Annotated in this window: 28 protein-coding genes; 17 read left to right on the forward strand and 11 right to left on the reverse strand. The window is 70.9% G+C overall.

Annotated features, from left to right (window positions below; genetic code table 11):
- Positions 1 to 800: 800 nt before the first annotated feature.
- Complete coding sequence (locus WBN91_RS09975; RefSeq protein ID WP_337726878.1) at positions 801 to 1628, forward strand: glutamate ABC transporter substrate-binding protein; 828 nt, start codon at positions 801 to 803, stop codon at positions 1626 to 1628.
- 58 nt (positions 1629 to 1686) lie between these two features.
- The gene (locus tag WBN91_RS09980) at positions 1687 to 2466 is read left to right on the forward strand and encodes a GntR family transcriptional regulator (RefSeq protein ID WP_337726877.1); all 780 of its coding nucleotides are present in this window, start codon (positions 1687 to 1689) and stop codon (positions 2464 to 2466) included.
- Here the strand turns inward: WBN91_RS09980 and WBN91_RS09985 are convergent.
- Entirely contained in the window at positions 2429 to 3439 is a 1011-nt protein-coding gene (locus WBN91_RS09985) for a helix-turn-helix transcriptional regulator (protein WP_337726876.1), read from the reverse strand. The genes WBN91_RS09980 and WBN91_RS09985 overlap by 38 nt on opposite strands.
- A 64-nt stretch (positions 3440 to 3503) precedes the next feature.
- On the opposite strand from WBN91_RS09985, the gene WBN91_RS09990 reads away from it, so the two are divergent.
- The 8 genes from WBN91_RS09990 to WBN91_RS10025 all read left to right on the forward strand — a co-directional run bounded on the left by WBN91_RS09990 (position 3504) and on the right by WBN91_RS10025 (position 9906).
- Positions 3504 to 3962 carry a hypothetical protein gene (locus tag WBN91_RS09990; protein WP_337726875.1) on the forward strand — a complete coding sequence of 153 codons (459 nt, stop codon included), beginning with the start codon at positions 3504 to 3506 and terminating at the stop codon, positions 3960 to 3962.
- 94 nt (positions 3963 to 4056) lie between these two features.
- Entirely contained in the window at positions 4057 to 5175 is a 1119-nt protein-coding gene (locus tag WBN91_RS09995) for a TIGR03364 family FAD-dependent oxidoreductase (protein WP_337726874.1), read from the forward strand.
- Complete coding sequence (locus WBN91_RS10000) at positions 5172 to 5816, forward strand: phosphonatase-like hydrolase (RefSeq protein WP_337726873.1); 645 nt, start codon at positions 5172 to 5174, stop codon at positions 5814 to 5816. The genes WBN91_RS09995 and WBN91_RS10000 overlap by 4 nt, the downstream gene beginning before the upstream one ends.
- Before the next feature lie 7 nt (positions 5817 to 5823).
- Positions 5824 to 6828 carry a 2-aminoethylphosphonate ABC transporter substrate-binding protein gene (locus tag WBN91_RS10005; protein ID WP_337726872.1) on the forward strand — a complete coding sequence of 335 codons (1005 nt, stop codon included), beginning with the start codon at positions 5824 to 5826 and terminating at the stop codon, positions 6826 to 6828.
- Positions 6825 to 7862 carry an ABC transporter ATP-binding protein gene (locus WBN91_RS10010; protein ID WP_337726871.1) on the forward strand — a complete coding sequence of 346 codons (1038 nt, stop codon included), beginning with the start codon at positions 6825 to 6827 and terminating at the stop codon, positions 7860 to 7862. Before WBN91_RS10005 ends, WBN91_RS10010 begins: the two co-directional genes overlap by 4 nt.
- A complete protein-coding gene (locus WBN91_RS10015) occupies positions 7862 to 8680 on the forward strand; it encodes a 2-aminoethylphosphonate ABC transporter permease subunit (RefSeq protein WP_337726870.1) in 819 nt (272 codons plus the stop codon). Before WBN91_RS10010 ends, WBN91_RS10015 begins: the two co-directional genes overlap by 1 nt.
- Positions 8658 to 9455 (forward strand): ABC transporter permease, encoded by a 798-nt coding sequence (locus WBN91_RS10020; protein WP_337726868.1) that lies wholly within the window; start codon positions 8658 to 8660, stop codon positions 9453 to 9455. Before WBN91_RS10015 ends, WBN91_RS10020 begins: the two co-directional genes overlap by 23 nt.
- Positions 9456 to 9579: 124 nt before the next feature.
- Complete coding sequence (locus tag WBN91_RS10025; protein WP_337726867.1) at positions 9580 to 9906, forward strand: hypothetical protein; 327 nt, start codon at positions 9580 to 9582, stop codon at positions 9904 to 9906.
- Positions 9907 to 10021: 115 nt separating this feature from the next.
- Here WBN91_RS10025 and WBN91_RS10030 read toward each other — a convergent pair whose 3' ends face one another.
- From WBN91_RS10030 to WBN91_RS10050, 5 genes are all read right to left on the reverse strand, one after another.
- A complete protein-coding gene (locus WBN91_RS10030) occupies positions 10022 to 10609 on the reverse strand; it encodes a hypothetical protein (protein ID WP_337726866.1) in 588 nt (195 codons plus the stop codon).
- Positions 10609 to 11172 (reverse strand): hypothetical protein, encoded by a 564-nt coding sequence (locus WBN91_RS10035; RefSeq protein ID WP_337726865.1) that lies wholly within the window; start codon positions 11170 to 11172, stop codon positions 10609 to 10611. Before WBN91_RS10035 ends, WBN91_RS10030 begins: the two co-directional genes overlap by 1 nt.
- A 61-nt stretch (positions 11173 to 11233) precedes the next feature.
- Positions 11234 to 12388: an RtcB family protein gene (locus WBN91_RS10040; RefSeq protein ID WP_337726864.1), complete on the reverse strand. Its 1155-nt coding sequence runs from the start codon at positions 12386 to 12388 to the stop codon at positions 11234 to 11236.
- A gap of 738 nt (positions 12389 to 13126) precedes the next feature.
- Positions 13127 to 13930 (reverse strand): ABC transporter permease, encoded by an 804-nt coding sequence (locus WBN91_RS10045; RefSeq protein ID WP_337726863.1) that lies wholly within the window; start codon positions 13928 to 13930, stop codon positions 13127 to 13129.
- Positions 13927 to 14892: an ATP-binding cassette domain-containing protein gene (locus tag WBN91_RS10050; RefSeq protein WP_337726862.1), complete on the reverse strand. Its 966-nt coding sequence runs from the start codon at positions 14890 to 14892 to the stop codon at positions 13927 to 13929. Before WBN91_RS10050 ends, WBN91_RS10045 begins: the two co-directional genes overlap by 4 nt.
- Positions 14893 to 14992: 100 nt before the next feature.
- Between WBN91_RS10050 and WBN91_RS10055 the strand changes: the two genes are divergently transcribed.
- Positions 14993 to 15421: a GNAT family N-acetyltransferase gene (locus WBN91_RS10055; RefSeq protein ID WP_337726861.1), complete on the forward strand. Its 429-nt coding sequence runs from the start codon at positions 14993 to 14995 to the stop codon at positions 15419 to 15421.
- Here WBN91_RS10055 and WBN91_RS10060 read toward each other — a convergent pair.
- Positions 15418 to 16152: an HNH endonuclease gene (locus tag WBN91_RS10060; RefSeq protein WP_337726860.1), complete on the reverse strand. Its 735-nt coding sequence runs from the start codon at positions 16150 to 16152 to the stop codon at positions 15418 to 15420. The two genes, WBN91_RS10055 and WBN91_RS10060, sit on opposite strands and share 4 nt — an antisense overlap.
- The gene (locus WBN91_RS10065) at positions 16149 to 17480 is read right to left on the reverse strand and encodes an AAA family ATPase (RefSeq protein WP_337726859.1); all 1332 of its coding nucleotides are present in this window, start codon (positions 17478 to 17480) and stop codon (positions 16149 to 16151) included. The genes WBN91_RS10060 and WBN91_RS10065 overlap by 4 nt, the downstream gene beginning before the upstream one ends.
- Before the next feature lie 171 nt (positions 17481 to 17651).
- Between WBN91_RS10065 and WBN91_RS10070 the strand changes: the two genes are divergently transcribed.
- From WBN91_RS10070 to WBN91_RS10085, 4 genes are all read left to right on the forward strand, one after another.
- Entirely contained in the window at positions 17652 to 18506 is an 855-nt protein-coding gene (locus tag WBN91_RS10070) for a helix-turn-helix domain-containing protein (protein ID WP_337726858.1), read from the forward strand.
- Positions 18503 to 18679 carry a DUF397 domain-containing protein gene (locus WBN91_RS10075; RefSeq protein WP_337726857.1) on the forward strand — a complete coding sequence of 59 codons (177 nt, stop codon included), beginning with the start codon at positions 18503 to 18505 and terminating at the stop codon, positions 18677 to 18679. Before WBN91_RS10070 ends, WBN91_RS10075 begins: the two co-directional genes overlap by 4 nt.
- 328 nt (positions 18680 to 19007) lie before the next feature.
- A complete protein-coding gene (locus WBN91_RS10080) occupies positions 19008 to 19880 on the forward strand; it encodes a pentapeptide repeat-containing protein (protein ID WP_337726856.1) in 873 nt (290 codons plus the stop codon).
- Between the two features lie 12 nt (positions 19881 to 19892).
- On the forward strand, positions 19893 to 20087 hold the full coding sequence (locus tag WBN91_RS10085) for a hypothetical protein (RefSeq protein WP_337726855.1): 195 nt from the start codon (positions 19893 to 19895) through the stop codon (positions 20085 to 20087).
- 49 nt (positions 20088 to 20136) lie between these two features.
- Here the strand turns inward: WBN91_RS10085 and WBN91_RS10090 are convergent, their stop codons facing one another.
- From WBN91_RS10090 to WBN91_RS10100, 3 genes are read right to left on the reverse strand one after another with little or no spacing between them, the layout of a single operon-like run.
- The gene (locus WBN91_RS10090) at positions 20137 to 21630 is read right to left on the reverse strand and encodes an aldehyde dehydrogenase (NADP(+)) (protein ID WP_337726854.1); all 1494 of its coding nucleotides are present in this window, start codon (positions 21628 to 21630) and stop codon (positions 20137 to 20139) included.
- Entirely contained in the window at positions 21627 to 22439 is an 813-nt protein-coding gene (locus WBN91_RS10095) for an NAD-dependent epimerase/dehydratase family protein (RefSeq protein ID WP_337726853.1), read from the reverse strand. The genes WBN91_RS10090 and WBN91_RS10095 overlap by 4 nt, the downstream gene beginning before the upstream one ends.
- A gap of 27 nt (positions 22440 to 22466) precedes the next feature.
- Positions 22467 to 23252, reverse strand: coding sequence for an IclR family transcriptional regulator (locus WBN91_RS10100; protein ID WP_337726852.1), 786 nt, complete (start codon positions 23250 to 23252; stop codon positions 22467 to 22469).
- 124 nt (positions 23253 to 23376) lie between these two features.
- On the opposite strand from WBN91_RS10100, the gene WBN91_RS10105 reads away from it, so the two are divergent.
- Together WBN91_RS10105 and WBN91_RS10110 are read left to right on the forward strand one after the other, a co-directional pair.
- Positions 23377 to 24705, forward strand: a complete 1329-nt coding sequence (locus WBN91_RS10105) for an ABC transporter substrate-binding protein (protein WP_337726851.1) — start codon at positions 23377 to 23379, stop codon at positions 24703 to 24705.
- Positions 24702 to 25655: a carbohydrate ABC transporter permease gene (locus WBN91_RS10110; RefSeq protein ID WP_337726850.1), complete on the forward strand. Its 954-nt coding sequence runs from the start codon at positions 24702 to 24704 to the stop codon at positions 25653 to 25655. Before WBN91_RS10105 ends, WBN91_RS10110 begins: the two co-directional genes overlap by 4 nt.
- Positions 25656 to 25680 lie beyond the last annotated feature (25 nt).

Raw genomic sequence — 25680 nt, forward strand, 5'->3', positions numbered from 1 at the left:
CTTCCGTCATCCCCGTATGGCCTGCCCGAAGGGCTACCACACTTTCCAGGGGTTGCAGCCGAAAATTTTGTGAGGGACGAGCAAAATTTTTAGCGGCAACCCCTGGAAAGTGTGGTTGGCTTTGCCAGGCCATACGGGGATGACGGAAGAAGCCCCCGCCCTTGTTTTTCCGTCCATCCTTGGCGGCCTGCCCGCCGGCGAGGCTCTTTTAATCTTTAGAGTGGCGCTTCGCTTCCTCAAGCCCACGCTTCGCGGGTCTGAACGGGACGCGCTTCGCGCTCGCAAGCTCGAACGCGCTTCGCGCTCTTAAAAACAAAAGCGGCGCTCGCCGCGCGGCAGGCCCCCGGGGAGGGAAGTGCGTCGGTTTCTTTCCCCGTCCGGCCTGCCGGAGGCAACCACACTTGGCCCGTTTGAGCAACCGGTAAAGCGTGGTTGCACAAACGGACCAAGCGTGGTTGGGCTTCGCCCAGGCCGGACGGGGAAAGAAACCGAGGCCCTTCCCGTGGGCGCTAGCCGCTTCGGCTCGCGCCTTCGGCGCGAAGCGAGCATGCCACCGGCGCGGAAGGCGTGCTGTTGGGGCGGAGGGTGGGGGTGGGCTGTGTGTCTGCCTGGGTGGATGGTGGCAAGTTGTGGCGTGCAGCGGTGAAAAATTGACCGCCGGCGTTACAGGGATCACAAGGTCGATACGCAACCGTCACCCTTGACCGATCCACCCCGGTCTATCTTCCTCCCGACCCTGGACCGAAAACCTTTCGCCGCTTAGGTTTCCGACATCTTTCGAGGACCCGAAAAGGGGAAGAATGGCACTGGCACCGCTGCGCGCCCTCACCCTGGCGTGCTCCGCCGCCCTGGTCCTGGTCTCGTGCTCCGCCGGCGACGACACCACGCTCGTCGGCAAGGCGACGGCCAACAAGTTGACCATCGCCGTTGCCTACGACCAGCCCGGTCTTGGTGTGCGTCGGCTCGATGGCGTCTACAAGGGGTTCGACGTCGACGTTGCCCGGTATGTCGCCAAGGAGTTGGGGGCGGACGAGTCGAAGATCAATTTTGTCGAGGCCACGCCGTCGCAGCGGGAGAAGCTGCTGACCGAGGGCACTGTCGACCTTGTCGTGTCCAGCTACTCGATCACCGAGAAGCGCAAGGAGGTGATCGACTTCGTCGGGCCTTACTTCATCGCCGGGCAGGACCTCCTGGTTCGGTTGTCCGACACGCGGATCACCGGTCCGGAGTCGTTGAGCGCCGGGATCCGGCTGTGCTCGGTGGAGAACACGACCTCCGCGCAGTACGTGAAAGACCAGTTCGCGCAGTCCGTGGAACTGGTGAACTACCCGAACTTCAGCGACTGCGTCACCGCCCTGCTGGCCGAGCAGGTGGACGCGCTCACGACCGACGACGTGATCCTCGCCGGGTACGCCGCGCAGAACCCCGAGCTGCTGCGGGTGGTCGGGAAGCCGTTCAGCGAGGAGAAGTACGGGATCGGGATCCGGCGTGGGGACGCGGCCGGGAAGGCGAAGGTGGCTGCGGCCGTCCAGAAGATGATGGACACCGGCGAGTGGCGCAGGTCGCTGGAGGCCAACGTGGGGGAGTCCGGTTACGCCATCCCGGAGCCGCCCAAGATCACCCCGTGACGTGCGACCCACTCCGATAGCGGTCTGACCGGCGGGTTCGAGGTCGTAGGCTCGCCGGGTGCCTGCTTCGCATTTCGCGCCCCAGTACCGAGCGGACGGACCCGTCCGCGCCGGTATCCCCGAGCACGGTCGGATCCCGCGCTACTACGCGGTGAAGACCGAGCTGCTGTGGCTCATCGAAGCGCTGGGGGAGGGTACGGCGCTGCCGTCGGAGCGGGAGTTGGCCGAGCGCTACTCGGTGTCCCGGGTGACGTTGCGGCAGGCGGTGGGCGAGCTGGTGCTGGAGGGCAAGCTCCAGCGGCGGCAGGGGTCGGGGACGTACGTGGCCCCGCCCAAGCTGGTGCAGCCGTTGTCGCTGGTCAGCTACACCGAGGGGATGCGGCGGCAGGGCGTGGACCCCGCGCGCAGCGTGATCACCGTCGAGCACCTGCCGGCGGACGACGTGCTGGCGCGCGACTTGCGCATCGAGCGCGGGGACCAGGTGGTGCACCTGGAGCGCGTGCTGCTGGCCGACGACGAGCGGGTCGGGCTGGAGTCGACGTACCTGCCGGAGGCGCGGTTCCCGACGTTGTTGGAGGTGTTCGACCCGACGACGTCGTTGTACGCGTGCCTGACCAACCGGCTGGGCGTGGTGTTCGCCGAGGCCGAGGAGCGGGTGGAGACCGTGTTGGCCACGCCCCGGGAAGCGCTGCTGATCGGCACGAACCCGGCGTTGCCGATGCTGCTGCTGCACCGCGTGTCGCATGACAACGATGGCGTGCCGATCGAACGTGTCCGCTCGCTGTACCGGGGCGACCGGTTCAGCTTCGTGGCCCGGCTGCGGGCCGAGGGTCGCTGACCGGGTAGAGCCGCGCCATCGCGTGGACGGTCTCGGTCATGTGGGCGACCAGGGTCGGCGGGGCGAGGACCTGGACCTGGGTGCCCAGTCGGAGCAGGCCGGCGGTGGCGTGGGCGATGTTCTCCAACGGGATCTCCGCGGTGCACCAGCCGGTCGGGTCCGGCGCGGAGAGCGTGCGGGTGGCCAGGTCGGCGGCTCGCGGGCCGAGGACGTCGGGGAGTGCGGTGACGCCTTCCGGGGAGAGGCGGACCGTGGCGACGCTGGTGTTGTCCGCCTGTTCGTAGCGTTCGACCTGGTCACGCCAGTAGCGGGCCAGGTCGAAGCCGTCCGGGCGGGTGAAGGTGTCCGGTAGGGGACGGGCGTCCTCGATCGACGAGACCCGGTAGGTGCGCGTCTGATCGCCCTTCGCGGCGACCAGGTACCAGACGCCGGCTTTGAGGACGAGCCCGAGCGGGTGCAGGCGGCGGGTGACCACGCCGGGTTCGGGGTTCCAACGCCGGTAGTCGACTTCGACCGCGCGGTCCTGCCACAGCGCCTCGGCGACGGTCATCAGGTGCGGCACGTCGTCGGGTTTGCGGTACCAGCCCGGGGTGTCGAGGTGGAACCGGTGGCGGATGCGGGTCGAGGCCTCGCGGTAGGGCGTGGGCAGGGCCGCCCTCAGCTTCAGTTCGGCGGCGGCGACCTGCGCGCCCAGGCCCAGTTCGGCGGCGGGTTGGGGGAGCCCGGTCAGGAACAGCGACTCGGCCTCCTGCGCGGTCAGGCCGGTCAGCCGGGTGCGGTAGCCGTCGAGCAGGCGGTAGCCGCCGGTGGGGCCGGGTTCGGCGTAGATCGGCACGCCCGCCGCCGACAGCGCCTCGACGTCCCGGTAGACGGTCCGCGCGGTCACCCCCAGCTCCCCGGCCAGGGTGTTCGCGCTCAGCAGGCCGCGGTCCTGGAGCAGCAGGACCAGGGACAGGAGTCGGCTCGCGCGCACCCGTCGAAGTATGCGCGGCACCACTGACAGAAGGTGTCAGGGGTGGGCTTCGAGGATGGTCCCCATGAACGACTTCGACTTCTTCATCGGCACGTGGAACGTGACCAACCGGCGCCTCAAGACGCTGTTCGCCGGCAGCGACGACTGGGAGGAGTTCCCGGGCACGACGACGTGCGCGAGCATCTTCGGCGGTGGTGGCACCACCGAGGAGATCGTCTTCCCGACCCTGGGCAGCCGGGGCTACACCCTCCGCCTGTTCGACGTCGAACGCCGGGAGTGGTCGATCTACTGGGCCAACAGCCGCACCGGCGTGCTCTTCCCGCCGGTTGTGGGCACCTTCGCGAACGGCCGGGGCGACTTCTACGGCGACGACGAGCACGAGGGCAAGCCGATCAAGGCGCACTTCATCTGGTCGGACATCACGCCCACGTCGGCGCGCTGGGAGCAGGAGTTCTCCGCCGACGGCGGGCTGACCTGGGAGTCGAACTGGGTCATGGAGTTCACCCGACCGCCCAGTAGGTAACGGACCGGTAACTCATCTAGTCCACATGTGGAGTTCATCTGCGCGTTCCTGAGCAGACATGGCCGGTTCGCTGCGACAACGCACCGTTCCCGCCGTGCGAGTGCTCATCGTTGGTGGCGGCGTGCTCGGGACCATGCACGCCTGGCAGGCCGTCGAACGCGGTCACGAAGTGGTCCAGCTGGAACGGGAACCCGAGGCCCGGGGAGCCTCGGTGCGCAACTTCGGCCTGGTCTGGGTCGGCGGGCGCGCGGCGGGGGAGGAGTTGGACACCGCGCTGCGCGCCCGTGCGCTCTGGGAGCGGATCGGGGAGCGGGTGCCCGGACTGGGGTTCCGCGCCAACGGGTCGCTGACCGTGTTGCGGACGCCGTTGGAGGTGGCCGTCGCCGAGCAGACCGTCGCTCGGGACGACGCCGCCGAACGCGGGCTGAAGCTGCTCGACGCCGCAGAGGCCCGACAGCTGAACCCCGCCCTGCGCGGGGACATGCTCGGTGCGCTCTGGTGCGACCGGGACGCGGCGGTGGAGCCGAGGGTCGCCCAGCCGGCGTTGCGCGCGGCCCTGGAGGCCTCCGGCCGGTACACCTGGCTGCCCGGTCGCGAAGTGCGGAGTGTCGCCCAGGGCAAGGTGGTCGACGACCGGGGCGACGAGCACCGCGGGGACGTGGTCGTGCTGTGCACGGGTGCGTGGCTGGGCGGGCTGGTCCGTGAGCTGGCCGGGGACGTCCCGGTGCGGCGCGTCCGCCTCCAGATGATGCAGACCGAGCCGCTGGGCGAGGCGCTCACGACATCCGTGGCCGATGGCGACAGCTTCCGCTACTACCCCGCCTACCAGGGCACCGCGCTGGACGCGCTCAACCGCGAGCAGCCCCAGCCCGAGGTCGCCCGCGACCACGCCATGCAGCTGCTGGTGGTGCAGCGCGCGGACGGCGGGCTGACCATCGGCGACACCCACGCCTACGCCGAGCCGTTCCCGTTCGACACCGAGGACGAGCCGTACCGGCACCTGACCGAGGTCGCGGAAACCCTCCTGGGCCGCCCCCTGCCGCGGATCGCCCGCCGCTGGGCCGGTGTCTACGCCCAGTGCCGCGACACCACGCAGGTCGTGCACCGGCGGGAGGTCGAGCCGGGCGTGTGGTTGGTGACCGGACCCGGCGGGCGCGGGATGACGTGCTCGCCGGCCATCGGGTTCGACACGGCCGAGGCGGTGGGCCTGTGATCGCCCTGGCGGTGCTCGACATGGCCGGCACGACCGTGCTGGACGACGGGCTGGTGGAGCGCGCCTTCCACGCCGCGCTGCCCGACGCGACCCCCGCGATGGTGGACCACGTCCGCGCCACGATGGGGCAGTCCAAGATCACGGTCTTCCGCGACCTCCTGCACGACGAAACCCTGGCGCAGCGGGCCAACACGGCCTTCGAGGAGGCCTACGCGGGCCTCGTCGCCGATGGCCACTGCACGCCGGTGCCCGGTGCTGTCGAAACCATCAGCGACCTTCGTTCGAGGGGCGTGAAGGTCGCCTTCACCACCGGTTTCTCCCGCACCACGCAGCGGCAGATCCTCGCCGCGCTCGGCTGGACCGACCTGGCCGACTTCACCACCACCCCGGCCGAGGCCGGTCGGGGCCGGCCGTACCCGGACATGGTGCTCGCCGCCGTGCTCGGGCTCGGCCTCCCCGACGTCCGCGAGGTGGCGGTCGTCGGCGACACGCCCTCCGACGTGCTCTCCGGCTTGCGTGCGGGCGCCCGCGTGGTGGCGGGCGTGCTCACCGGGGCCGGTTCCCGCGCCGACCTGGCCGGCGCGGGCGCGACCCACGTCCTCGACTCGATCCGCGACCTCCCCGCCGTCCTCGAAGGGTAAGAAAGCCATGCTGCGCAAGGTTCTCGTCGTCGGACTCCTGCTGCTCACCGCCGCCTGCGGCGGCACCGCGGGCGGCGGCGCCCCCGCCGACCAGACCGTCACCGTGTACACCGTCGACGGCCTGGCGAGCTGGTACGGCAAGCGCGCCGAGGAGTTCAAGGCCAAGACCGGCATCACCGTCCAGCTCGTGGAGAGCGGCTCGGGCGAGGTGGTCACCCGCGCCGAGCGGGAGAAGGCCAACCCGCAGGCCGACGTCCTGGTGACGCTGCCGCCGTTCATCCAGCGCGCCGCCAAGGCCGGACTGCTCGCCGACTACGCGCCCGCCGACGCCGACAAGGTGGCGAACAAGACCGGCCAGTACACCGCCGTCGTCAACAACTACCTGAACTTCATCTACAACCCGAAGTTCGCCCAGCCCGCGCCGAAGAGCTGGCAGGACCTGCTGGACCCGCGCTTCAAGGGCAAGCTCCAGTACTCCACGCCCGGCCAGGCCGGTGACGGCACCGCGGTCCTGTTGCAGCTCAAGCACGTCTACGGCGACCAGGGCGCGCTGGACTACCTGGCGAAACTGGAGGCCAACAACGTCGGCCCGTCCTCCTCGACCGGCAAGCTCCAGCCCAAGGTGTCCAAGGGCGAGATCTTCGTGGCCAACGGCGACGTGCAGATGAACCTGGCCTCGATCCGCGACGACAAGTCCGAGTTCGAGATCTTCTTCCCGGCCGACGACAAGGGCGTGCGCTCGACGTTCGCCATCCCCTACTTCGCCGGGCTGGCCGCCGGCGCGCCGCACGCCGACAACGGCAAGAAGTTCCTGGACTTCCTCGTGTCGGCCGAGGTGCAGAAGACCATCCCGACCGAGGCGCTGGGCCAGTCGACCCGCTCCGACGTGCCCGCCGAGGGTCGCGTGTCCGAGCTGCTGGCCGGTGTCGAGGTGTGGCAGCCGGACTGGACGGCCGTCGTCGCGACCCTGGACGCCGACATCGCCGCGTACACCAAGGCCGTCGGGCGATGACGCCGGCCGTCGAGCTGCGGGACGTGTCCGTCCACTTCGGACGGACGGTCGCGCTGCACGGCCTGGACCTGTCCGTGGCGCCGGGGGAGACCCTGGCGCTGCTCGGCCCGTCCGGGTCGGGCAAGTCCACCGCGCTCAAGGCGATCGCCGGGTTCCTGCGCCCCACCGCCGGACGGGTGCTGCTGGGCGGTCGCGATGTCACCGACACCCCGCCGAACCGGCGCGGGCTCGGGGTCGTGGTGCAGAGCTACGCGTTGTTCCCGCACATGAAGGTGCACGACAACGTGGCCTTCGGGCTGCACGCCCGCCGGGTGCCGCGCCGGGAGGTCGCGGCCCGGGTCGCCGAGGTGCTGGACCTGGTGGGCATGGCCGGGTTCGCCGACCGGTACCCGCGCCAGCTCTCCGGCGGCCAGCAGCAGCGGGTGGCCATCGCGCGGGCGTTGGCGATCCGGCCGCCCGTGCTGCTGCTGGACGAGCCGCTGTCGGCGCTGGATGCGGCCCTGCGCGAGGAGATGGTCGCCGAACTGCTGCGGCTGCGGGCCGAACTGCCCGACACCGCCGTCGTGTACGTGACCCACGACCAGGGCGAGGCGCTCGCGCTGGCCGACCGGATCGCGGTGATGCGGGACGCGCGGCTGGTCGAGGTGGGGCCGACCGCGTCGCTGTACCACCGGCCGGCCGAGTCGTTCACGGCGTCGTTCCTGGGCGCCTCGAACCTGCTCCCGGTCGAGGTGGTGGACCGGGAGACGGTGCTGGTCGGCGCGGTGCCGGTGAAGGCGTCGTCGGACGGGTTGGACGGGCCGGTGGCGCTGGGGGTCCGGCCGCACCGGGTGGGCGTGCGCGAGTACACCGGGTCGGGGTTGGCGGCGCGGCTGCTGGCCGTGCAGTGGCGGGGGACCGGGTTCCGGCTCGACCTGGAGTTGGAGCTGGGGCACCGGCTGCGGGCGGAGGTGCCCGACGTGGCCGGGCTGTCGGTCGGGTCGAGGGTCGAGGTGTCCATTCCGGACGGTTGTCCGCTGGTGCGGGTGGCGTGATGCGGCGGTGGGTGTGGCTGGCGCCGCCGGTGGCGGTGCTGGGGGTGTTCTTCGGGTACCCGCTGGTGCTGGTGCTGTGGCAGTCGTTCGTGTCCGACGACGGCGCGGTGGGGTTGCAGACGTGGCAGGCCGTGCTGGCGTCGGCGGAGTTCCAGCGGGCGGTCGTGCGGACGGCGCTGCTGGCGCTCGCGGCGACCGCGGGGTGCCTGGTGCTGGGCGTGTTCCTGGCGCTGGTGATCGCGTTCGCGCCGTTCCCGGGGGTGCGGGCGGTGTCGCGGCTGGTGGACGTGGTGCTGGCGTTCCCGTCGTTCCTGATCGCGTTGGCGTTCACGTTCCTGTACGGCAGCGCCGGGGTGCTCAACGCCGCTCTCGGTGACGGGTCGGTGGACTTCCTGTACTCGCCGTGGGGCGTGCTGCTGGCGGAGATCACGTTCTACACGCCGTTCGTGATGCGGCCGGCGCTGGCGGCGTTCAGCCAGATCCCCGGCGCGCAGCTGGACGTGGCCGCGAGCCTGGGTGCCTCGCCGTGGCGGGTGTTGCGGCGGGTGGTGCTTCCGGACGCGCTGCCGGCGTTGGCGTCCGGGGCGTGCCTGACGTTGTTGTTGTGCATGAACGAGTTCGGGATCGTGCTGTTCGTCGGGGCGAAGGACGTCATCACGTTGCCGATGTTGGTGTACACGAAGGCGATCGTGACGTTCGACTACCCGGCGGCGTGTGTGGTGGCGGTGGTGAACGTGGTGTTCTCCGGCGCGCTGTACGCGCTGCACCGGTGGGTGTTCGCGAAGGGAGCGGGCCGTGCTGCTGTGGACGCGGCGTAGTCGGGCGGTCGCCATCGCGGTGTTCGCGGTGCTGTTCGCGGTCGTCGTGCTGGCGCCGTTGACGATGATCGTGCTGGCGTCGGTGGCAGGGTCGTGGAACGGGGTGCTGCCGTCCGAGGTGACCGGGTCGCACCTGGCGGGCGCGGTGCGCGGCGACGCGGTGGCCAGTGCCGTGGTCAGCGCGCAGACGGCCGTCATCGCGGCGCTGGTCGCGGTGGTGCTGGGGACGTGGCTGGCGTTGGGCACGGCCCGCGCGCCCGGCGCGGTGCGGCGGGTCCTGGACGGGGCCGCGCACCTGCCGCTCGCCGTCCCGTCGGTGGTCGTGGGCCTGGGACTGCTGGTCGCGTTCAGCCGGCCGCCGTTGCTGCTCAACGGAACGCGGTGGATCGTGCTCGTGGCGCACCTGGTCATCCTGCTGCCGTTCACGTTCAGCGTCGTGTCGGCGGCGCAGCGTCGCGTCGACCCGCTGCTGGCGTCGGTGGCGGCGAGCCTGGGCGCGTCACCGCTGCGCGTGCTGTGGCGCGTGCAGGTGCCCGTGCTGCTCCCCGCGATGTCGGCGTCGGCGTCGCTGGGCCTGGCGCTGTCGATGGGCGAGGTCGGCGCGACGATCATGTTGTACCCGCCCGATTGGCGGACGCTGCCGGTGAGCGTCTTCACGCTGACCGACCGCGGTCAGGTGTTCGCGGCGTCGGCGTCCACGGTGCTGCTGCTGGGGATCACGCTGGCCGGCCTGGTGGCTTTGGGAGCCGTTCGCCTCCGCGCCGCCGAACGTTAGCGAAGCGTGTCCGGATACCGCCCATTGGCAGGCGTCGCCTCGTGCCCCTGCCGAGTTATCGTTGGTGCTCGGGGAAGTGAGTCTCCCTCAACCCGCAACGACGCGGGGGGACCGGGGGTGAACCGTGACGTTCAAAGAGGAGTTCCTGGCGGAACTCGAAGACTGCCTGCGGGGCTACGGCGCGGTGCCGGTCCGCGACCCCGGCGCGCTCGCGCGGTTCATCGAGTACGTCCGACTGCTGCCGGATGACGACTCCCGGCTGCGCTGCCTGGAGGGCGTGGACCAGGGGTCCGGCTCGTTCTGGAACAACCCCGCGGTGTGGTGGGAGGAAGTCCCGCGGTTCGGCGTCGGGACCGCGGACTGCTCGGCGTTGCTCGACCGGATGCTGGACGAGGCGATCAGCGACGAGATCGACGTCCTGGAGATGGAGATCCGGGAACTGCCGGGGTAGGTGTGGGGGTCACCCGTGGTGCACCCGGGTCGCCGGACGCACCACGGGGGGACACATCCCACTTGGAATCTTCCACTTGGAACTGATCACACCTTGCTACACCGACAGCAGGGCTTTACACCGAGAGCAGCCGGTCGAAGAACGAGCGGTAGCGGCGGAGCGCCATCCGCAGTTCCTCCGTGTCGACCTGCTCACCCTGCTGCCACTGACCCTCCAGCGACCGCTTGTGGTCGGCGAACGTCGTCGCCAGGCTCTGCACCACCTGGGCGACCAGTTCGTCCGCGCGGCGCACGGCGTCCCGGGGGTCGTCCACGAAGTCGGACTGGAGTGCTCGCCACTCGTTCCGGTACCCGTCCGCCTCGTCCGAGGCGAACAGCGGCTCGTCGTCGGAACGGGTGGTCTGTTCCTGTTCCGCGGCCGGCTGGGTCCCGGTGTCGGCCGTCCCGGTGTCGGCCACCGGTTGCTCCTGCCGGTCCTGCTGCGGCACGGCGTGGGTCTGGTGTTCGGTTCTGTCGGCCGTGTCGTACTGGGTCTGGTCGTACTGGGTGCCCTCGTACTGCGACTGGTCGTAGTCGGCGGGCGCTTCCCGGTCCTGACCCGTCGGTTCCTGCTCGTAGCCCTGCGCGGGCTCCTGGTAGTCGGTGCCGGGCTCGTCGTCCCGCTTCCGGTTCGCGAAGTCCTCGGTGGTCAGCCGCTCGGTCATCAGCGCGCTCCTTCTTCCCTGCGGCCGTCCTCGCGACGACCCAGCAGGTCCTCGAAAAGCGTGCGGTAGTGGACCATCGCCGCACGCAGGTCCTCGGTGGACGCCTCGCCCCGGTCCTGGCGCTGCGAGATGGTGTGCGCCTCGCGGTAGTGCTCCAGGGTGCTCGCGTGTTCCACGGACAGCAGCGCTTCCTGCCGCTCGTACCCCTCGGTGGGGTAGCCGCGCTCGGCCATCAGGTCGGTCACCAGGCGGTCCGCCTGGGTGACCGCCTCCTGGGGCGTGTCCACGAACTGCTCCTGGATGCGCGACCAGCTCTGGGCGTAGCTGTCCCTGGTCACGGGGGCGAGCGGGCGGAGTTCGAGCTTGGCGTGCTCACGCTCGCGCTCGACCAGTTCACGCTCCGCAGCCATCCGGTTGTCGCTGCGCTCGACGGCCCGGTCGTACTCGGGCCCGAACCGCTCGCGCAACCGCTTGCGCTGCAAGAAGAATCGCGACAGCAAAGCGACCGCTGCCACGACGACCAGCACGACGACGATCACGCCGATGAGAGTGCCGGTGGACATCTGTGGCCTCCTAGGGCTCGGATGTCCACCGGGTTCCCTCGATCAGGTGACCGCGAAACACCTATCCCTTCACGCAGACGACCTGCTTGAGCCGCGTGACGACCTCCACCAGGTCGTTCTGCTGGGCGATCACGGTGTCGAGGTCCTTGTAGGCGCCCGGGATCTCGTCCACCACACCCGCGTCCTTCCGGCACTCCACACCCGCGGTCTGCGCGGCCAGGTCGTCGGCGGTGAACGTCTTGCGCGCCTTGGTCCGCGACATCTTCCGACCCGCGCCGTGCGACGCGGATTCGAAGGAGTCCGGGTTGCCCAGGCCGCGCACGATGTACGAGCCGGTGCCCATCGAGCCCGGGATGATGCCGAGCTCGCCCCGCCGCGCCCGGATCGCGCCCTTGCGGGTCACCAGGACGTCCTCGCCGAAGTGGTGCTCCTCGGACACGTAGTTGTGGTGCGCGCTGATCGGCTCGTCGAAGGCGATGTGCGGGAACTGCCGCTTCAGCACACCGCTGACGAGACCGAGCATGGTCGCCCGGTTGCGCCGCGCGTACTCCTGCGCCCAGTACAGGTCGTGCCGGTACGCGGCCATCTCCGGCGTGCCCGCCAGGAACACGGCGAGGTCCGGGTCCGGCAGGCTCTCGTTGTGCGCCAGACCGCGCGCGACCGCGATGTGGTGCTGCGCCAACTGGTTGCCGATACCCCGCGACCCCGAGTGCAGCATGACCCACACCCGGTCGTCGGTGTCCAGGCAGACCTCCAGGAAGTGGTTGCCGCCGCCGAGGGTGCCCATCTGGCGCAGGGCCTTGCCCTGGTCGAGGGTCGGCACCAGGCGGTCGAAGCCGTCCCAGAAGTTGTCGGGGGAGACGACCGGGTCCTTGTGCATGGCGAACCCGACCGGGACGGCCTGCTCCAGGGCGTGGCGCAGGTGCTTGAGGTCGGCCGGCAGGTCGTCGGCGCGGAGGGAGGTGCGCACGGCGGTCATGCCGCACCCGATGTCCACCCCGACCGCGGCCGGGGAGACCGCGTCCTTGAGCGCGATGACGGAACCGACGGTGGCCCCCATGCCGTAGTGCACGTCGGGCATGACGGCAACGTGCTTGACCGCCCAGGGGAGGGCGGAGATGTTGCGCAGCTGTCGCAGCGCCTGCTCCTCGACCTCGTCCGGGTTGGCCCACAGCCGGATGTCCACGCGGGAACCGGCGATCGTCGTTGCGGTCATGGGTTCAAGGCTAGGTGCGCCGGTGACGGACCGCGATCGGATTTGCCGGGGGCGGGGGCGGGGCCGGGTCGGGTCGAGTGGCGGGGTCGTGTGGCGGGGGCGAGTGCCGGAGTGGTGCTGCGGGCCGGGGCACGGACGGACGCGCGGCGGCGGCGGTGGGGCGGCGGTGCGGCGACGGCGGCAGTGGCGCAGCGGCGGTGGGGCCGCGGTGCGGAGGCGGTGGGGGCGGAGGTGCTTGGGGGCGGCGGTGCGGCGGCGGTGGGCCGCAGTGCGGGGGCCGCAGTGCGGGGGAGGCGGCGCGGCGGCGGTGGTGCGGGGAGGCAGTGCGGGGAGGCAGTGCAAGGGAGGCAGTGCGGGGGAGGCGGCGCGGCGGCGGTGGTGCGGCGGCGGTAGTAGTGCGGCGGGGTGCGGCGGCGCAGCTGCGGTGCTGCGGGGGAGGCGCGGCGGGAAGGCGCGGATGTCGGAGGTGTCGCGCGAGGGGCGGCCTCCGGCCCCCGTCTCCATTGTCCCACCGGGCACCGACAAATCCCGGGCGGGCGCGGCGGAGGCGTTGCGGCGGGAGGTGGTGTGGGGCGGCGGGAGGCGGTGCGGTGCGAGTGGTGGGGCGGCGGGGAGGCGGTGTGGCGCGAGGCGGGGCGGTGCGGGGCGGTGGTGGTGTGGGGGAGAGGGTGGGTGGAGGGGGTGGTGGGCGGGGTGGTTGTTGGGGGTGCCCCGCCCACCGGGGGTGGTTGCGGTGTGTTAGCGGCTGACTGCCTTGCGGTACTGGCGGGTTGCCAGGGGCACGAAGACGGCCAGGAAGATGACCACCCAGATCAGCGTGGTCAGCACCGGGTGTTGGAGGGACCACACGTCCGGCTTCGGGAACAGCGGGTTGGTGTTGCCGAACAGTTCGCGGGCCGCTGCCGTCACCGCCGACACCGGGTTCCACTCCGCGAAGACCCTCAGCGGGGTCGGCAGGTTGTCCTGTTGCACGAAGGTGTTCGCGATGAACGTCAGCGGGAAGATCGCGATGAAGCTGGCGTTGTTGAACACCTCCGGGCTGCGCACCATCAGCCCGACGATCGCCATCCCCCACGACAGCGCGTACGCGAACAGCAGCAGCAGCGCGAACCCCGCCAACGCCTCCAGGAACGACGAGTGGATGCGCCAGCCGACCAGCAAGCCCGTCGCCGACATCACGACGATGACGATGACGTTGTTCAGCAGGTCCGACGTGGTCCGCCCGATGAGCACGGCCGACCGCGCCATCGGCAGCGACCGGAACCGGTCGATGACGCCCTTCTGGATGTCCTCCGCCAGGCCGCTGCCGGTGATGGTCGCGCCGAACACGACGGTCTGCGCGAAGATGCCCGCCATCAGGAACTCGCGGTAGTCCATGCCGGGGATCTCGATCGAGCCGCCGAACACGTACGCGAACAGCAGCACGAACATGATCGGCGAGAGCGTCGAGAAGACCAGCAGGTCCGGCACGCGCTTGATCTTGATCAGGTTGCGCTTGGCGACGACCGCGCCGTCACCCAGCGCCTGCACGATGGTGCTCATTCCCCCTGCTCCTCCTGCTTCTCCTCCGCCGCGTGACCGGTCAGCGTGAGGAACACGTCGTCCAGCGTGGGCCTGCGCAGGCCCACGTCGAGCACCTTGATCGCCTCGGCGTCCAGCCGCCGGATGCCGTCGACCAGCACCTCCGACCCGCCGGACACGGGGACGGTGAGCCGGTGGCCCCGCTCGTCCACCACGATCTCGCCGATCGCCAGTCCACCGAGGACCTCGCGCGCCTTGGCCACGTCCTGCGGGTTGCCGACCGACAGTTCCAGCCGCTCGCCGCCCACCTGGGCCTTGAGCTCGTCCGCGGTGCCCAGCGCGATGACCTGGCCGTGGTCGATGACGGCGATCTTGTCCGCCAAGCGGTCGGCCTCCTCCAGGTACTGGGTGGTGAGCAGCAGCGTGGTGCCGCCCGCGACCAGTTCCTCGATGACGTCCCACATGCCCAGGCGGCTGCGCGGGTCCAGGCCCGTGGTGGGCTCGTCCAGGAACAGCACCTTGGGCTTGGCGACCAGCGCGCCCGCGAGGTCCAGCCGCCGGCGCATGCCGCCGGAGTAGCCCTTCACCGGCCGGTCCGCGGCGTCCACCAGGTCGAACCGCTCCAGCAGTTCGCGCGCCCGTTCGCGGCTGCGCTGCTTGCCCAGGTGGTAGAGCCGGCCGACCATGTCCAGGTTCTCGAACCCGGTCAGGTTCTCGTCGACGGCCGAGTACTGGCCGGACAGGCCGATCCGGCGGCGCAGCTCCTTGGCGTCGGCGACGACGTCGAGCCCGGCGACGGTCGCCTTGCCCTCGTCGTGCTCCAGCAGGGTGGTGAGCACGCGCACCGTCGTCGTCTTGCCCGCGCCGTTGGGGCCGAGCAAGCCCATGATGGTGCCCTCCGGCACCACGAGGTCGAGGCCGTTGAGGGCGACGACCGATCCGTAGCGTTTGACCAGTCCCTCGGCCACGATTGCGTCTGCCATGAGGTCATCATGGCCTCGGGGTACGACAATCTGGGGGATTTTTTCACCCGGTCAGCCGGAATTCACCCCTGACCAGCGGTTTCCTTGACGATACGTCACCATGAGGGCTGTGACGATCAAGCGAGCCTCCACATCGGACCTCCCCACCATCCTCCCTCTGGTGCGGGAGTTCTACGAGATCGACGGGCACGACTACGACGAACGGCTCGTCACGACGGCGTTGGAGCCGTTGCTGGCCGACGACCGCTTCGGGCAGGTGTGGCTGTTCGACACCGGGTACGCGGTGCTGACTTGGGGCTACTCGCTGGAGTCGGGCGGGCGGGACGCGTTGCTGGACGAGTTCTTCGTCAAGAACCGGGGCGGGGGCGTCGGCGGTGCGGTCCTGGACCGCTTGGTGGAGGAAGCGCGCAACGCGGGCGCGTTGAAGATGTTCTTGGAAACCGAAGCGCCCAACGACGCCGCCCGCCGCTTCTACGGGCGCCACGGGTTCGCGGCGGAGACGTCCACCTGGCTCAGTCGGGTCCTCTAAACCAGGAGCTCGTTGCGCAATTCGGGGTCACGGAGGATGGGCAGAACGGACGAGTCCAGCACGCGCGCCGCTCCCGGCGCTTCGGCGAGCCGCAGCATCGCCTGGCAGACGTCGGCGAGCGGTTGGCCGCGCACGGTGAGCACCGCCTCGCGCATCTCGTCGAGGGCACCCCGTTCGCGCCCCGCGACCCACTTCTGGAGGGCCAGCACGACCACGCGGTGTGCCTGCTCGCGACCCTGGGTCAGCACCGGCCGGTTCAGGTCGAACACCTCGATGGTCGCCCGGCCCTTGTCGGTCAGCCCCACGTACTGGCCCAGCGACGGCGTCAGCAGCAGGTGCTCGAACGGGTCCTCGACGGTCGGGTCGACCAGCAGGGGAGTGCCGTCGGCGGCCAGCGGGAAGCGGTCCCGCTTGAGGTTGCTGTTGCAGGTGGCGCACGCCAGCAGGTGGTTGAGCCAGTCGAACGTGCGCACCGGGTTGCGGGACAGCGGCTCGAAGTGGTCGATGTCGGTGCCCTGGCTGTCGCCGCAGTACATGCACCGCTGGTAGCCGGGCGCCATCTCCTCCAGCAGCCGGCGCAGCGGCGCGTGCACGGTCCGGCGCACCGCGGCCCGCTTCCACGCCGCGCGGGCCACCCGGACGCGGTCCGGGGCGGCGGAGATCTCGCGGGTCAGCGGCGGTAAGCGGGCGGCGACCTCGTCCGGCAGGGCGACCCGGGACAACCTGATCACCGCTGCATCCGCGCTTGGACCTCGCGGGTGCGCGCGACCGGGGAACTGGTCAGCAGCGCCTTGAGCTTCTCGTACCGGCGCACGGCCCGGTCGTCGGCGTCGCCGGTGATCACCCGCACCTCCAGCGCCACGAGTTCCGCGCGCAGCCGTTGCGCCTCCTCCGAGTACGGGGTGTCCAGCCCGAACAGGTCCGACAGCACGGCGTCGTCGCCGCTGCCGTAGACGATCCGCTCGTACAGCGCGCGGTCCACCACCCGCGGCGGCTCCTGCTGGTCAGGGCCGGGCAGCCGGACCAGCCCGCCGGGGTCGGCCGCCTGGCACACGTACGGGCTGTGCGTGGTGACCAGGAACTGGATGTTCGGGAAGTGCTCCTTGAGCCACCCGCCGATCCGCTTCTGCCACGACACGTGCAGGTGCGCGTCCACCTCGTCGATGATCACGACGCCGGGCGCGGTGAGGGCCAGCCCGCCGGCCGCGGTGGGCGCGGTGCGCAGCGCGCCGAAGGACTCGTGGATCTGCTTGACCAGGTCCACCACGAGCGAGGCGACCGTGCGGTAGCCGTCGCTCATCTCGCGCAGCGGGAACCGGTGCCCGCCGCTGTCCACCCACAGCCCGTCGGAGTCCACGCCGCGGATGCGGTAGTCGTCGGGTAGCAGGCCGTCGGACAGGATGCCCAGCGCGACCGACTTCAGGTCGTCCGCGCCCGGCCGCCGTTCCAGCGACCGCAGGTGCTGCTCGATCAGCCACCCGACGCCCTCGGCGAGGGAGGCGTCCTCGTGGAACAGGGTCGCCAGCCGCGACACCGGGCCGAGGCTGGACATCAGCCGCTGCGCGTCGGGCGTGCCGCCGACCATGCGCCGGAACGGGCCGTAGGCGGCGCAGAACCAGCCGGTGGGGTTGTCCTGCCACGGACCGCGGGTCGCGGCGGTCTTGCTGCCCTCCAGCTTCTCCCGCAGCGACGGCTGGAGGCCTCGGTAGCCGCGCCGGTCCTCTTCGTCCGGCATCGTCCACACCAGGCCCGCCCAGAGCTCGCCGGAGGGCCGCCGACCCTTGCCCGACCAGCGCTCGGCGTGCTCGTCCTGGGTGAACCGGACCTGCGCGACGGCCTCCCGCTCGCCCGCGGTGACCCAGTTCTCGAAGTCGGGGACCAGGTTGCGGGCCACCGCCGGGCCGCTGATCGCCAGCGCGATGGCGTGCAGCAGCGAGGTCTTGCCCGAACCGTTTCGACCCGCGATCACCGTCCACCCGGGCGCGGTGAGCTTGAGGTCGACTTCCCGGGCGCCGTGAAACCCCTTGATGTTTCGCAGCCGGACCTGCGAGATGTACATGGTGGCGACTGTAGTGGGGGGCGGGTGTCCAACCGGTGCGGTCGGCGGGCGCGGCGGCGGGGGCATCTTATGGGGTGCGTATGCATCTTCTTAGAGCCCGAACGAGTGAACTGAAATCGCCGCTCCCGACCACTAGGGTGTTCGCAGTCTTTTCACGAGGAGCGAGGGCGAATGGCAGCGGTCCAAACCCGACGCAAGCGCAAGCTGGGGCAGTTCCTCAACGCGCTGCGCAAGCGCGCGGGCAAGACGGAGATCGACTACCACGCGCTGACCCGCAAGACGCAGTCGACGTTGTCCCGGATGGAGAACGGGTACATCAGTCCGAGTTGGACCGAGCTGAGCGCCCTGCTGGCGCTCTACGGGGCCACCGACGACGAGCGGCGCGAGGCGGAAGCCCTGTGGGAGGACGCGAAGCAGGACTCCACGCGGCTGGCCAACGCCGCCGCGTTCACCCCCGAGGCGCGCACCTACGCGCGGCAGGAGGCGGACGCGTCCGAGGTCCGGACGATCGAGATGATCGTGATCCCCGGCCTGTTGCAGACCGCCGCGTACGCGTCGGCGATCCGCCTGGCGGGCCGGCGCTTCGTGGACGCGGCGGTGTCGGTGGAGCAGGCCGTGGCGGCGCTGGCGAGCAGGCAGCGCCGGCTGCCGGGGTTGACGCTGCACGCGGTGATCGACGAAGCGGCGCTGCACCGGGTGGTCGGCGGGAACGAGGTGATGACTGAGCAGTTATCGCACCTTTTGGACATGTCCGGGCAGGACAACATCACGATCCAGGTGATCCCGTTCGGCGCGGGGGCCTACGGGACCATGTCCGGCGGCGGCGCGACCGCCCTCCTGTTCGAGGAAGGTGATCCCTCCACCGTGTACCTGGAGTACGCCGGCGGTGGGAAGTGGGTGGACAATCCCGCCGATGTCGAGAAGTACCTGCTTCACTTCGATGACATGGCCGGCGAGGTCGCGCTGCCGCCCAAGGACTCGGCCTCGCTGATCAGGGAACTGGCAACCGCACTGAAGGAAACATGAAGACGAAGAAGACCTGGCGTAGAAGCTCGTACTCGGGCGCGGCCAACAACTGCGTCGAGCTCGCGGTCGGCCCCACGGCCGCTGTTGTTCGCGACAGCAAGAAACCCGGCCTGGAACTGACCTTTCCCGACGGTCCGTTCCGGGCGTTCCTCTCCGCACTCCGCCGAAGCTGACCACCGCTCACGACCCCGCCGCCGCCCGCGTCCCCCGCGGGCGGTGACGTCCGGCACGCTGGTCCGTACGGGTGATACCCGGCGATTGTCCACAGAGGACTCGGCCGACGCTTGCCGCGAAGTCCATATAGGACTGATGAATACGATATCCGCTCGGCCGCCGCTCGCCCTCCACACACCTGTCGTTTGACGGCCATGCCGCTGCGGCCTGTGTCGGTTCAGATGAATGGTGACCGGGAGTGGGGGACACCACCCGGGAGTGCGTTTTCGGTACCCGGCCGGGTGATGCGTGGCGCTCCCCGGAGAACCGACCCCGATAGTGGGGGGAGTGGCGACCAGGCGGGGGAGGCGCGAGGGGCGCCGGGACTGGGCTCAGGTCTCGTCGCTGGTGTCCGCGTTGGCGGCGGTGGGGGCGCTGGTGTTCACGGCGCTGTCCCTCCAGGCCACGCGGGACCAGATCGAGATCACCGAGCGCGGGCAGGTCACCGACCGGTACAGCAAGGCGGTCGAGCAGCTGGCCCACGCGCGGTTCGAGGTCCGGCTCGGCGCGGTGCACGCGTTGGAGCAGATCGCGCGGGACTCGGAGGTGCACCGGGTGCCCGTGGTGTCGGTGCTGACCTCGTTCATCCGCGGCGAGCGGCACATCACGTCCGGGGGCGAGCCCGCGTGCGAGGTGGAGGAGTTCTACGACGTGGGCTCGGCGCGGCACGACATCCACGCCGCGCTCACCGCCGTGGCCCGCCTGGACGGGGGCGGCGCGGTCGACCTGAGCCTGTCGTGCCTGGACAGCGCGCTCCTGTCGGGGGCGCGGCTGCGGTGCGCCAACCTGGACGGCACCTCCCTGCGCCAGGCCTCGCTGATCGGCGCGGACCTGCGGGGCGCGTCGCTGTCCAGCGCCCGGCTCGACGCGGCCGAGTCGGGCGGACCCGGCGGGGTCGGCGCGGTGCTGCGCGGCGCGTCGCTGGCCGGGGCCCGGCTGGCGGGCGCGTCCCTGCGCAACGCGGTGCTGGAGCGGGTCGACTTCGCCGGCGCGGACCTCACCGACGCGGTGCTGGCCGGCGCGGACCTGGACGGGGCCAACCTCGCGGGCGCCTACGTCCGGGGCGCCGACTTCACCGGCGCGACGGTCGACTTGGACGCGGCCCTGCGCGCCGGCGCCATCGACGACTACCCGCCCGCGCCGCAGGGGTGCGGACCGTGAGAGGAGAGGGACATGAGCGAGAACTGCCCGAACGGCAGGGCCTGGCAGGACGGCTGGTACTACCCGGACCCGCCGGGCGACGGCGGGGGTCTCCGGAAGTACGCCAAGGACGAGTGCTTCGGCGGCAGAGCCGGGACGACCTGGCGGTACAAGCACGCCATCATCCCGGTCCCCGGGGACCCGTGGGACCCGGACGCCAAGGAGTGACCAGGCCCGGACGCGCCAAACCGACGCGTCCGGGCCTGCACAAAAGCCGTCAGTGGACGCCCAACACGCCGTCCACGCGGCGCGGGATGCCCAACGGGTTGGCGTCGCGCAGCTCCGCCGGCAGCAGGGCGTCGGGCCACGACTGGTAGGTCACCGGCGCCAGCCACCGGCGGATGGACGTCGCGCCCACCGAGGTGTGCAGCGGGTTGGTGGTGGCGGGCCAGGGGCCGCCGTGGTGCATGCCCCACGCCACCGCCACCCCGGTCGGCCAGCCGTTGAAGATCAACCGCCCGGCCACGCCCTCCAGGGCCGCCGCGACGGCTCCGGCGAGCTCGTGCTCGTCGTCCGAGGCGTGCACGGTCCCGGTGAGCGTCCCCGGCAGCCCGCGCAGCACCTCGGGCAGCGCCGCCGGGTCGCGGTAGGTGACGACGATCCCGGCCGGCCCGAAGTGCTCCTCGGTCAGCTCCGCCACGTTGTCCGCGAACACCTCCAGCGGCACCTCGAACAGCTTCGGGGCCGCGCTGAACCCGTCCTCGGGCGCCGATCCGCAGGCGACCTGCTTCGCCAGCCCCGAGGCCGCCAACTCCTCCGTGCCCGACCGGTAGGAATCCGCCATCCGCTCGTTGAGCATCGCGCCGCCGGTCGTCCCGTCGACCGCCGCGACCAGCGCCGGCACCAGCGACTCGGGGGCGAACAGCAGCCCTGGGTTGGTGCAGAACTGCCCCACCCCGAGGGTGAGGGACGCGGCGAACCCGGTCGCCACCTCCTCGGCCCGCGCCGCCGCCGCGCCCGGCAGCACCACGGCCGGGTTCACGCTGCCCAGCTCGCCGTAGAACGGGATCGGGTCCGGCCGGCCCTGCGCGAGGTCGAACAGCGCCCGACCGCCGGCGGTCGACCCGGTGAACCCCACGGCCTTCACCGCGGGGTGCTGGACCAGCGTCACACCCGCCGAGGTCCCGTGCACGATCCCGAACACCCCGTCCGGCACGACGGACGCGACCACGCGCGCGGTCTCCCGGGACGTCGCGGGGTGCGCCGGGTGCGCCTTCACGACCACCGGGCACCCGGCGGCCAGCGCGGACGCCGTGTCCCCGCCCGCGACCGAGAACGCGAACGGGAAGTTCGACGCCGAGAACACCGCGACCGTCCCGAGCGGGCGCAGCACTCGCCGCAGCACCGGCCGGGGCGGGACGGTGCCCGGGTCCGCCGAGTCCAGCACCGCCTCGACGTAGCTGCCCTCCCGCAGCACCTCCGCGAACAGCCGCAGCTGGTTGGTGGTGCGCTTCAGCTCGCCGCTCAGCCGGGGCACGCCCAGCGCGGTCTCCGCGTCCGCCACGGCGACCAGCGACTCGGCCGAGCCGTCCAGGGCGTCGGCCACGCGCTCCAGCACGTCCGCGCGCTCCGCCGAGAGCAGCCCCGACCAGGCCGGGAACGCCGCCGCCCCGGCCCGCGCCAGCACGTCCACCTGTTCGTCGGTGGTCTCGGGGACGGGGTCGCCGAACGGCTCGCCGGTCCGGGGGTTGTAGCCCTGCACGACGGTCACCGACCCGCCTCCTTCACGGCCGTGTCGAACTCCGGTCCGCACCACATGCCACCCAGGTACTTGTGCGCCAACGACTCGGGGTCGCCCTCGGGCACGTCCGCGGCGAACACCTCCGAGTCGTCCTTCGGTTCGTAGCCCAGCGCGCGGGCCTCGTCGAGGGAGAACCAGCGGCGGGTGTTGTCCGAGACGCCCCACACCACCCGGAACCCGGGCGAGGGCGCCGACAGGCACGCCTCGAACAGCCGCGCCCCGTCGTCGGGGGACAGCCAGGTGGCCAGCATCCGGGCGTCCTTGGGCCGTTCGAAGCACGACCCGATGCGGACCGCGACGACGTCCATGCCGTACCGGCTCGCGTAGAGGCTGCCCAGTGCCTCCAACGCCACCTTGCTCACGCCGTAGTACGTGTCCGGCTGCGGGAACAGGTAGTCCCCGGCTTCGCCCGAGGACCGCTCGTAGAACCCGACCGCGTGGTTGGAACTGGCCAGCACGACCCGGCGGACCCCGTTGCGGCGCGCGGCCTCCAGCACCACGTGCGTGCCGTTGATGTTGACGTCGAGGATCTGCGCCCACGGCTGTTCCAGGCTGTGCCCGCCGAGGTGGATCACGGCGTCGACGCCCTCGCACGCCGCGTCCATCGCGGCCTGGTCGGTCACCGAGGCCCGCACCACCTCGACGGCCTCGCCCTCGGCGGCCGGCGGCTGCTCGCCGACGTCCAGCAGCCGCAGGACGCGGTCGGGCGCGGCGAGGCGGGTGCGCATCAGCGTGCCCACCACACCGGCCGACCCGGTGATCAGAATGCGTTGGGTCACAACGAGAACCTTTCGCGGCTAGGTGAGTCAGACCCGCCCGAACTGGCGAAGCAGTTCGGTGATGGTTCGAGCGGCGTGCAGAAGGGCTTCCACCACCTGCTTCTCGTGCTCAGGGGTCAACCGACCCAGCGGCACCGAGCAGCTCATGGCGTCCAGGACCGGTGAGCGGTAGGGCAGGGCGACCGCGAAGCAGCCCAGGCCGGGCGTGTTCTCCTCGCGCTCGTGGGCGTACCCCACCGACCGGAACCCGGCCAGCTGGGCGTGCAGCGCGCCCCGGTCCACGACGGTGTTCTCCGTCAGCGGCTCCAGCTTCACCGGCAGGATGGCGTCCACCTCCTGCGGCGTGCGGGCGGCCAGCAGCGCCTTGCCCAGGGACGTCGAGTGCGCGGGCAGGCGGCGACCCACGCGCGAGACGACCCTGAGGTGGTGCTCGGACTCCCGGCTGGCCAGGTAGACCACGTCCGCGCCGTCGAGGCGGGCCAGGTGGACCGTCTCGTTGATCTCGCGGCGCACCTGCTCCATCACGCGGATCGCGACCTGCACGACCGGGTCGTGGTCCAGGTAGGAGGTGCCCACGAGGAGGGCGCGCACGCCGATGCCGTAGGTGCCGCGGGTCGTGTCCAGCTCGACCCAGCCGCGCGCGACGAGCGTCTGCAACAGCATGTAGAGGCTCGACTTGGGGTAGCTCAGCTCGCGGTGCAGCTCGGTCAGCGTCAGCGGGCGGTCCGACCCCGACAGCACCTCCAGCAACTCCACCGTCCGGTCGGCCGATTTGACCGCGTTCGGCCGTGCGGGTGACGCGGGTCCAGTCACCTGTCCTCCCCGGTGAATCCTTGAGACGCGCTTCTTGACACGTCGTAGCGGCGATTCTTACAGTCCGGCCATCACGTTCACAAGTACGACTCCATTTCACACATGTGAACACAGGAGACTGCTCATGAGAACATCCCGCCGGTCCGTCACCGCTGCCGCTGCGCTGGCCGTCGTGGGACTCGTCACCTCCGCCTGCGGCTCGTCCGCGTCCGGCGGGGCTCAAGTCCAGCAGGACCCGAATGCGCCCTTCGAGGTGTGGACGCGCAGTACCGAAGCGCCCGCGAAGGTCTACGCGAAACTTTTCGCGGATTTCGAGCAGAAAACCGGGGTGAAGGTCGATTACAAACCCATCTTCACCGATTTCGAGAAGCAGCTCCAGCAGCGCGCGGCGTCCAAGGACCTGCCGGACGTGATCATCAACGACACCGGCTCGCTCGGCACGCTCGTCCAGCAGGGCCTGGTCCCCGAACTGGACCGCAACTCCATCGCCGGCGGCGGGGACATCGTCGAACGGGCCTGGGACAGCGCCCGGGGCGCGGACGGCAAGTACTACGGCGTCCCGTTCTCCGCGCAGTCGTTCGTCACCCTGATCCGCAAGGACTGGCGGGAGAAGCTCGGCAAGCCGCTGCCGAAGACCTGGGCCGACCTGGCCGACCTCGCCACCGCGTTCACCACGCAGGACCCGGACGGCGACGGCCAGGCCAACACCTACGGCGTGCTGGTGCCCGGCACCACCGACCGCGGCTACCTGGCCTGGTGGGCGTCGAGCTACCTGCTCCAAGCCGGTGGCGACATCGTGAAGGCCGACGGCGACAAGTACTCCGTGGCCATCGACTCGCCGGAGTCGGTCAAAGCCGTCGAGTGGATCCGCGGCCTGTTCTGCGACAGCAAGGTCGTCGTGCCCGGCGCGCTCACGCTCAACACCAACGACGCCCACGCGTTCTTCGAGTCCGGCAAGGCCGGGATCTACCACACCGGCCCGTACATGTTCGGCCGCTTCGACCAGAAGCTGGGCAAGGACAAGTACGAGGTGGTCGCGCCGCCGGCCGGCCCGGCGGGCGTGGGCTCGCTGGCCGAGGGCGAGAACGTCTACCTCATGGCCGGGTCGCCGCGCGTGGCCGACCAGAAGAAGCTCGCCGAGTTCCTGATCGGCGCGGGCGCGCAGGAGGCCGGCATGAAGGGCGAGACGCAGCCGGTGGTGCGCCTGCCGGTCAACAAGAACGTGGACGTGCAGACCGTCTACAACGACGCCCGCTGGAACACCGTCGCCAAGCTCTACCAGGACAACGCGAAGCCGTTCCCGAGCCTGCCGAACTTCCAGCCGTTCCGGCAGCAGACCGCCGAGGGCCTCAACGGCATCTTCGCCACCTGCTCCACCGACGTGCGGGGCGACCTGGGCGAGCTCGCCGAGAACCTGAAGAAGGAACTCCAGGCGCAAGGCATGGCCAGGTGACGGCGGTCCACACCGCCCGTGAAGACGTGGGGGCGACGGCCAACGGCGGCGGTGCTCTCGGCCCCCACCCCGTGGGGCGGCGACGCAAGCGCCGCCTCACGGGCGCCACCCCGTGGCTGTTCCTGGCCCCCGCCCTGCTGCTGTTCGTGGTCTTCAAGTACGTGCCGATGGCGGAGGGCATCCGGCTGAGCCTGTTCCAGGTGCGGCCGTTCCTGGGCGACCTGTTCGTGGGCATGGACAACTACGTCCGCATCCTCGGCGACGACCGGTTCCGCTCGGCCATCGGCCGGACGTTCCTGCTCGCGGCGGGCCAGACGGCCGGGGCGATGCTGATCGGGTTCGCGCTGGCGCTCCTGCTGGAGGGGCACGCCCGGTCGCTGTGGTTCGTGCGCTCGGCGGTGTTCCTGCCCGTGGTGGCGGCCACGGCCGTGATCGGCGAGATCTGGCGGCTGCTGTACTACCCGGCCCCGGAAGGGTTCATCAACAACGTCCTGTCCTTCGTCGGGCTCGGCCCGGTGGCCTTCCTGGACAGCCCGGACTCCGCGCTGTGGTCGGTGATGGCGGTGGGCATCTGGAAGGGCGCGCCCTACGACATGGTGCTGATCCTGGCCGGCCTGGCGGGCATCGACCGGCAGCAGTACGAGGCCGCCGAGATCGACGGGGCCTCGACGTGGCAACGCATCCGGTACGTCACGCTGCCCGCGCTGCGGCCCGTGGTGACGATCCTGCTGACCCTGGCGGCCATCCGCGGGTTGCGCACGTTCACCGAGGTCTACGTGCTCACCGGCGGTGGCCCGGCAGGGTCGACCGACGTGTGGATGACCCGCGTGTTCTCCGTGGCGTTCGAGCGCAACGAACTCGGCATCGCATCGGCGGGATCGGTGCTGCTGTTCCTCATCACGTTCGCGCTCACAGTGACCGTGCAGCTGTACCGGAGGAGGAAAGCGTGAGCCACGCCGACGTACGTTTCCCAGC

This window comes from Saccharothrix sp. CCNWYY140, from assembly GCF_037401995.1.
GTDB lineage: Bacteria > Actinomycetota > Actinomycetes > Mycobacteriales > Pseudonocardiaceae > Actinosynnema.

What these genes read in the sequence shown, in the direction of transcription:
- WBN91_RS09975 (WP_337726878.1), top strand. Translation starts at nt 801, where the DNA reads ATGGCACTGGCACCGCTGCGCGCCCTCACCCTGGCGTGCTCCGCCGCC.
- WBN91_RS09990 (WP_337726875.1), top strand. Translation starts at nt 3,504, where the DNA reads ATGAACGACTTCGACTTCTTCATCGGCACGTGGAACGTGACCAACCGG.
- WBN91_RS10005 (WP_337726872.1), top strand. Translation starts at nt 5,824, where the DNA reads ATGCTGCGCAAGGTTCTCGTCGTCGGACTCCTGCTGCTCACCGCCGCC.
- WBN91_RS10010 (WP_337726871.1), top strand. Translation starts at nt 6,825, where the DNA reads ATGACGCCGGCCGTCGAGCTGCGGGACGTGTCCGTCCACTTCGGACGG.
- WBN91_RS10015 (WP_337726870.1), top strand. Translation starts at nt 7,862, where the DNA reads ATGCGGCGGTGGGTGTGGCTGGCGCCGCCGGTGGCGGTGCTGGGGGTG.
- WBN91_RS10030 (WP_337726866.1), bottom strand. Translation starts at nt 10,609, where the DNA reads ATGACCGAGCGGCTGACCACCGAGGACTTCGCGAACCGGAAGCGGGAC.
- WBN91_RS10035 (WP_337726865.1), bottom strand. Translation starts at nt 11,172, where the DNA reads ATGTCCACCGGCACTCTCATCGGCGTGATCGTCGTCGTGCTGGTCGTC.
- WBN91_RS10040 (WP_337726864.1), bottom strand. Translation starts at nt 12,388, where the DNA reads ATGACCGCAACGACGATCGCCGGTTCCCGCGTGGACATCCGGCTGTGG.
- WBN91_RS10045 (WP_337726863.1), bottom strand. Translation starts at nt 13,930, where the DNA reads ATGAGCACCATCGTGCAGGCGCTGGGTGACGGCGCGGTCGTCGCCAAG.
- WBN91_RS10050 (WP_337726862.1), bottom strand. Translation starts at nt 14,892, where the DNA reads ATGGCAGACGCAATCGTGGCCGAGGGACTGGTCAAACGCTACGGATCG.
- WBN91_RS10055 (WP_337726861.1), top strand. Translation starts at nt 14,993, where the DNA reads ATGAGGGCTGTGACGATCAAGCGAGCCTCCACATCGGACCTCCCCACC.
- WBN91_RS10065 (WP_337726859.1), bottom strand. Translation starts at nt 17,480, where the DNA reads ATGTACATCTCGCAGGTCCGGCTGCGAAACATCAAGGGGTTTCACGGC.
- WBN91_RS10070 (WP_337726858.1), top strand. Translation starts at nt 17,652, where the DNA reads ATGGCAGCGGTCCAAACCCGACGCAAGCGCAAGCTGGGGCAGTTCCTC.
- WBN91_RS10075 (WP_337726857.1), top strand. Translation starts at nt 18,503, where the DNA reads ATGAAGACGAAGAAGACCTGGCGTAGAAGCTCGTACTCGGGCGCGGCC.
- WBN91_RS10085 (WP_337726855.1), top strand. Translation starts at nt 19,893, where the DNA reads ATGAGCGAGAACTGCCCGAACGGCAGGGCCTGGCAGGACGGCTGGTAC.
- WBN91_RS10105 (WP_337726851.1), top strand. Translation starts at nt 23,377, where the DNA reads ATGAGAACATCCCGCCGGTCCGTCACCGCTGCCGCTGCGCTGGCCGTC.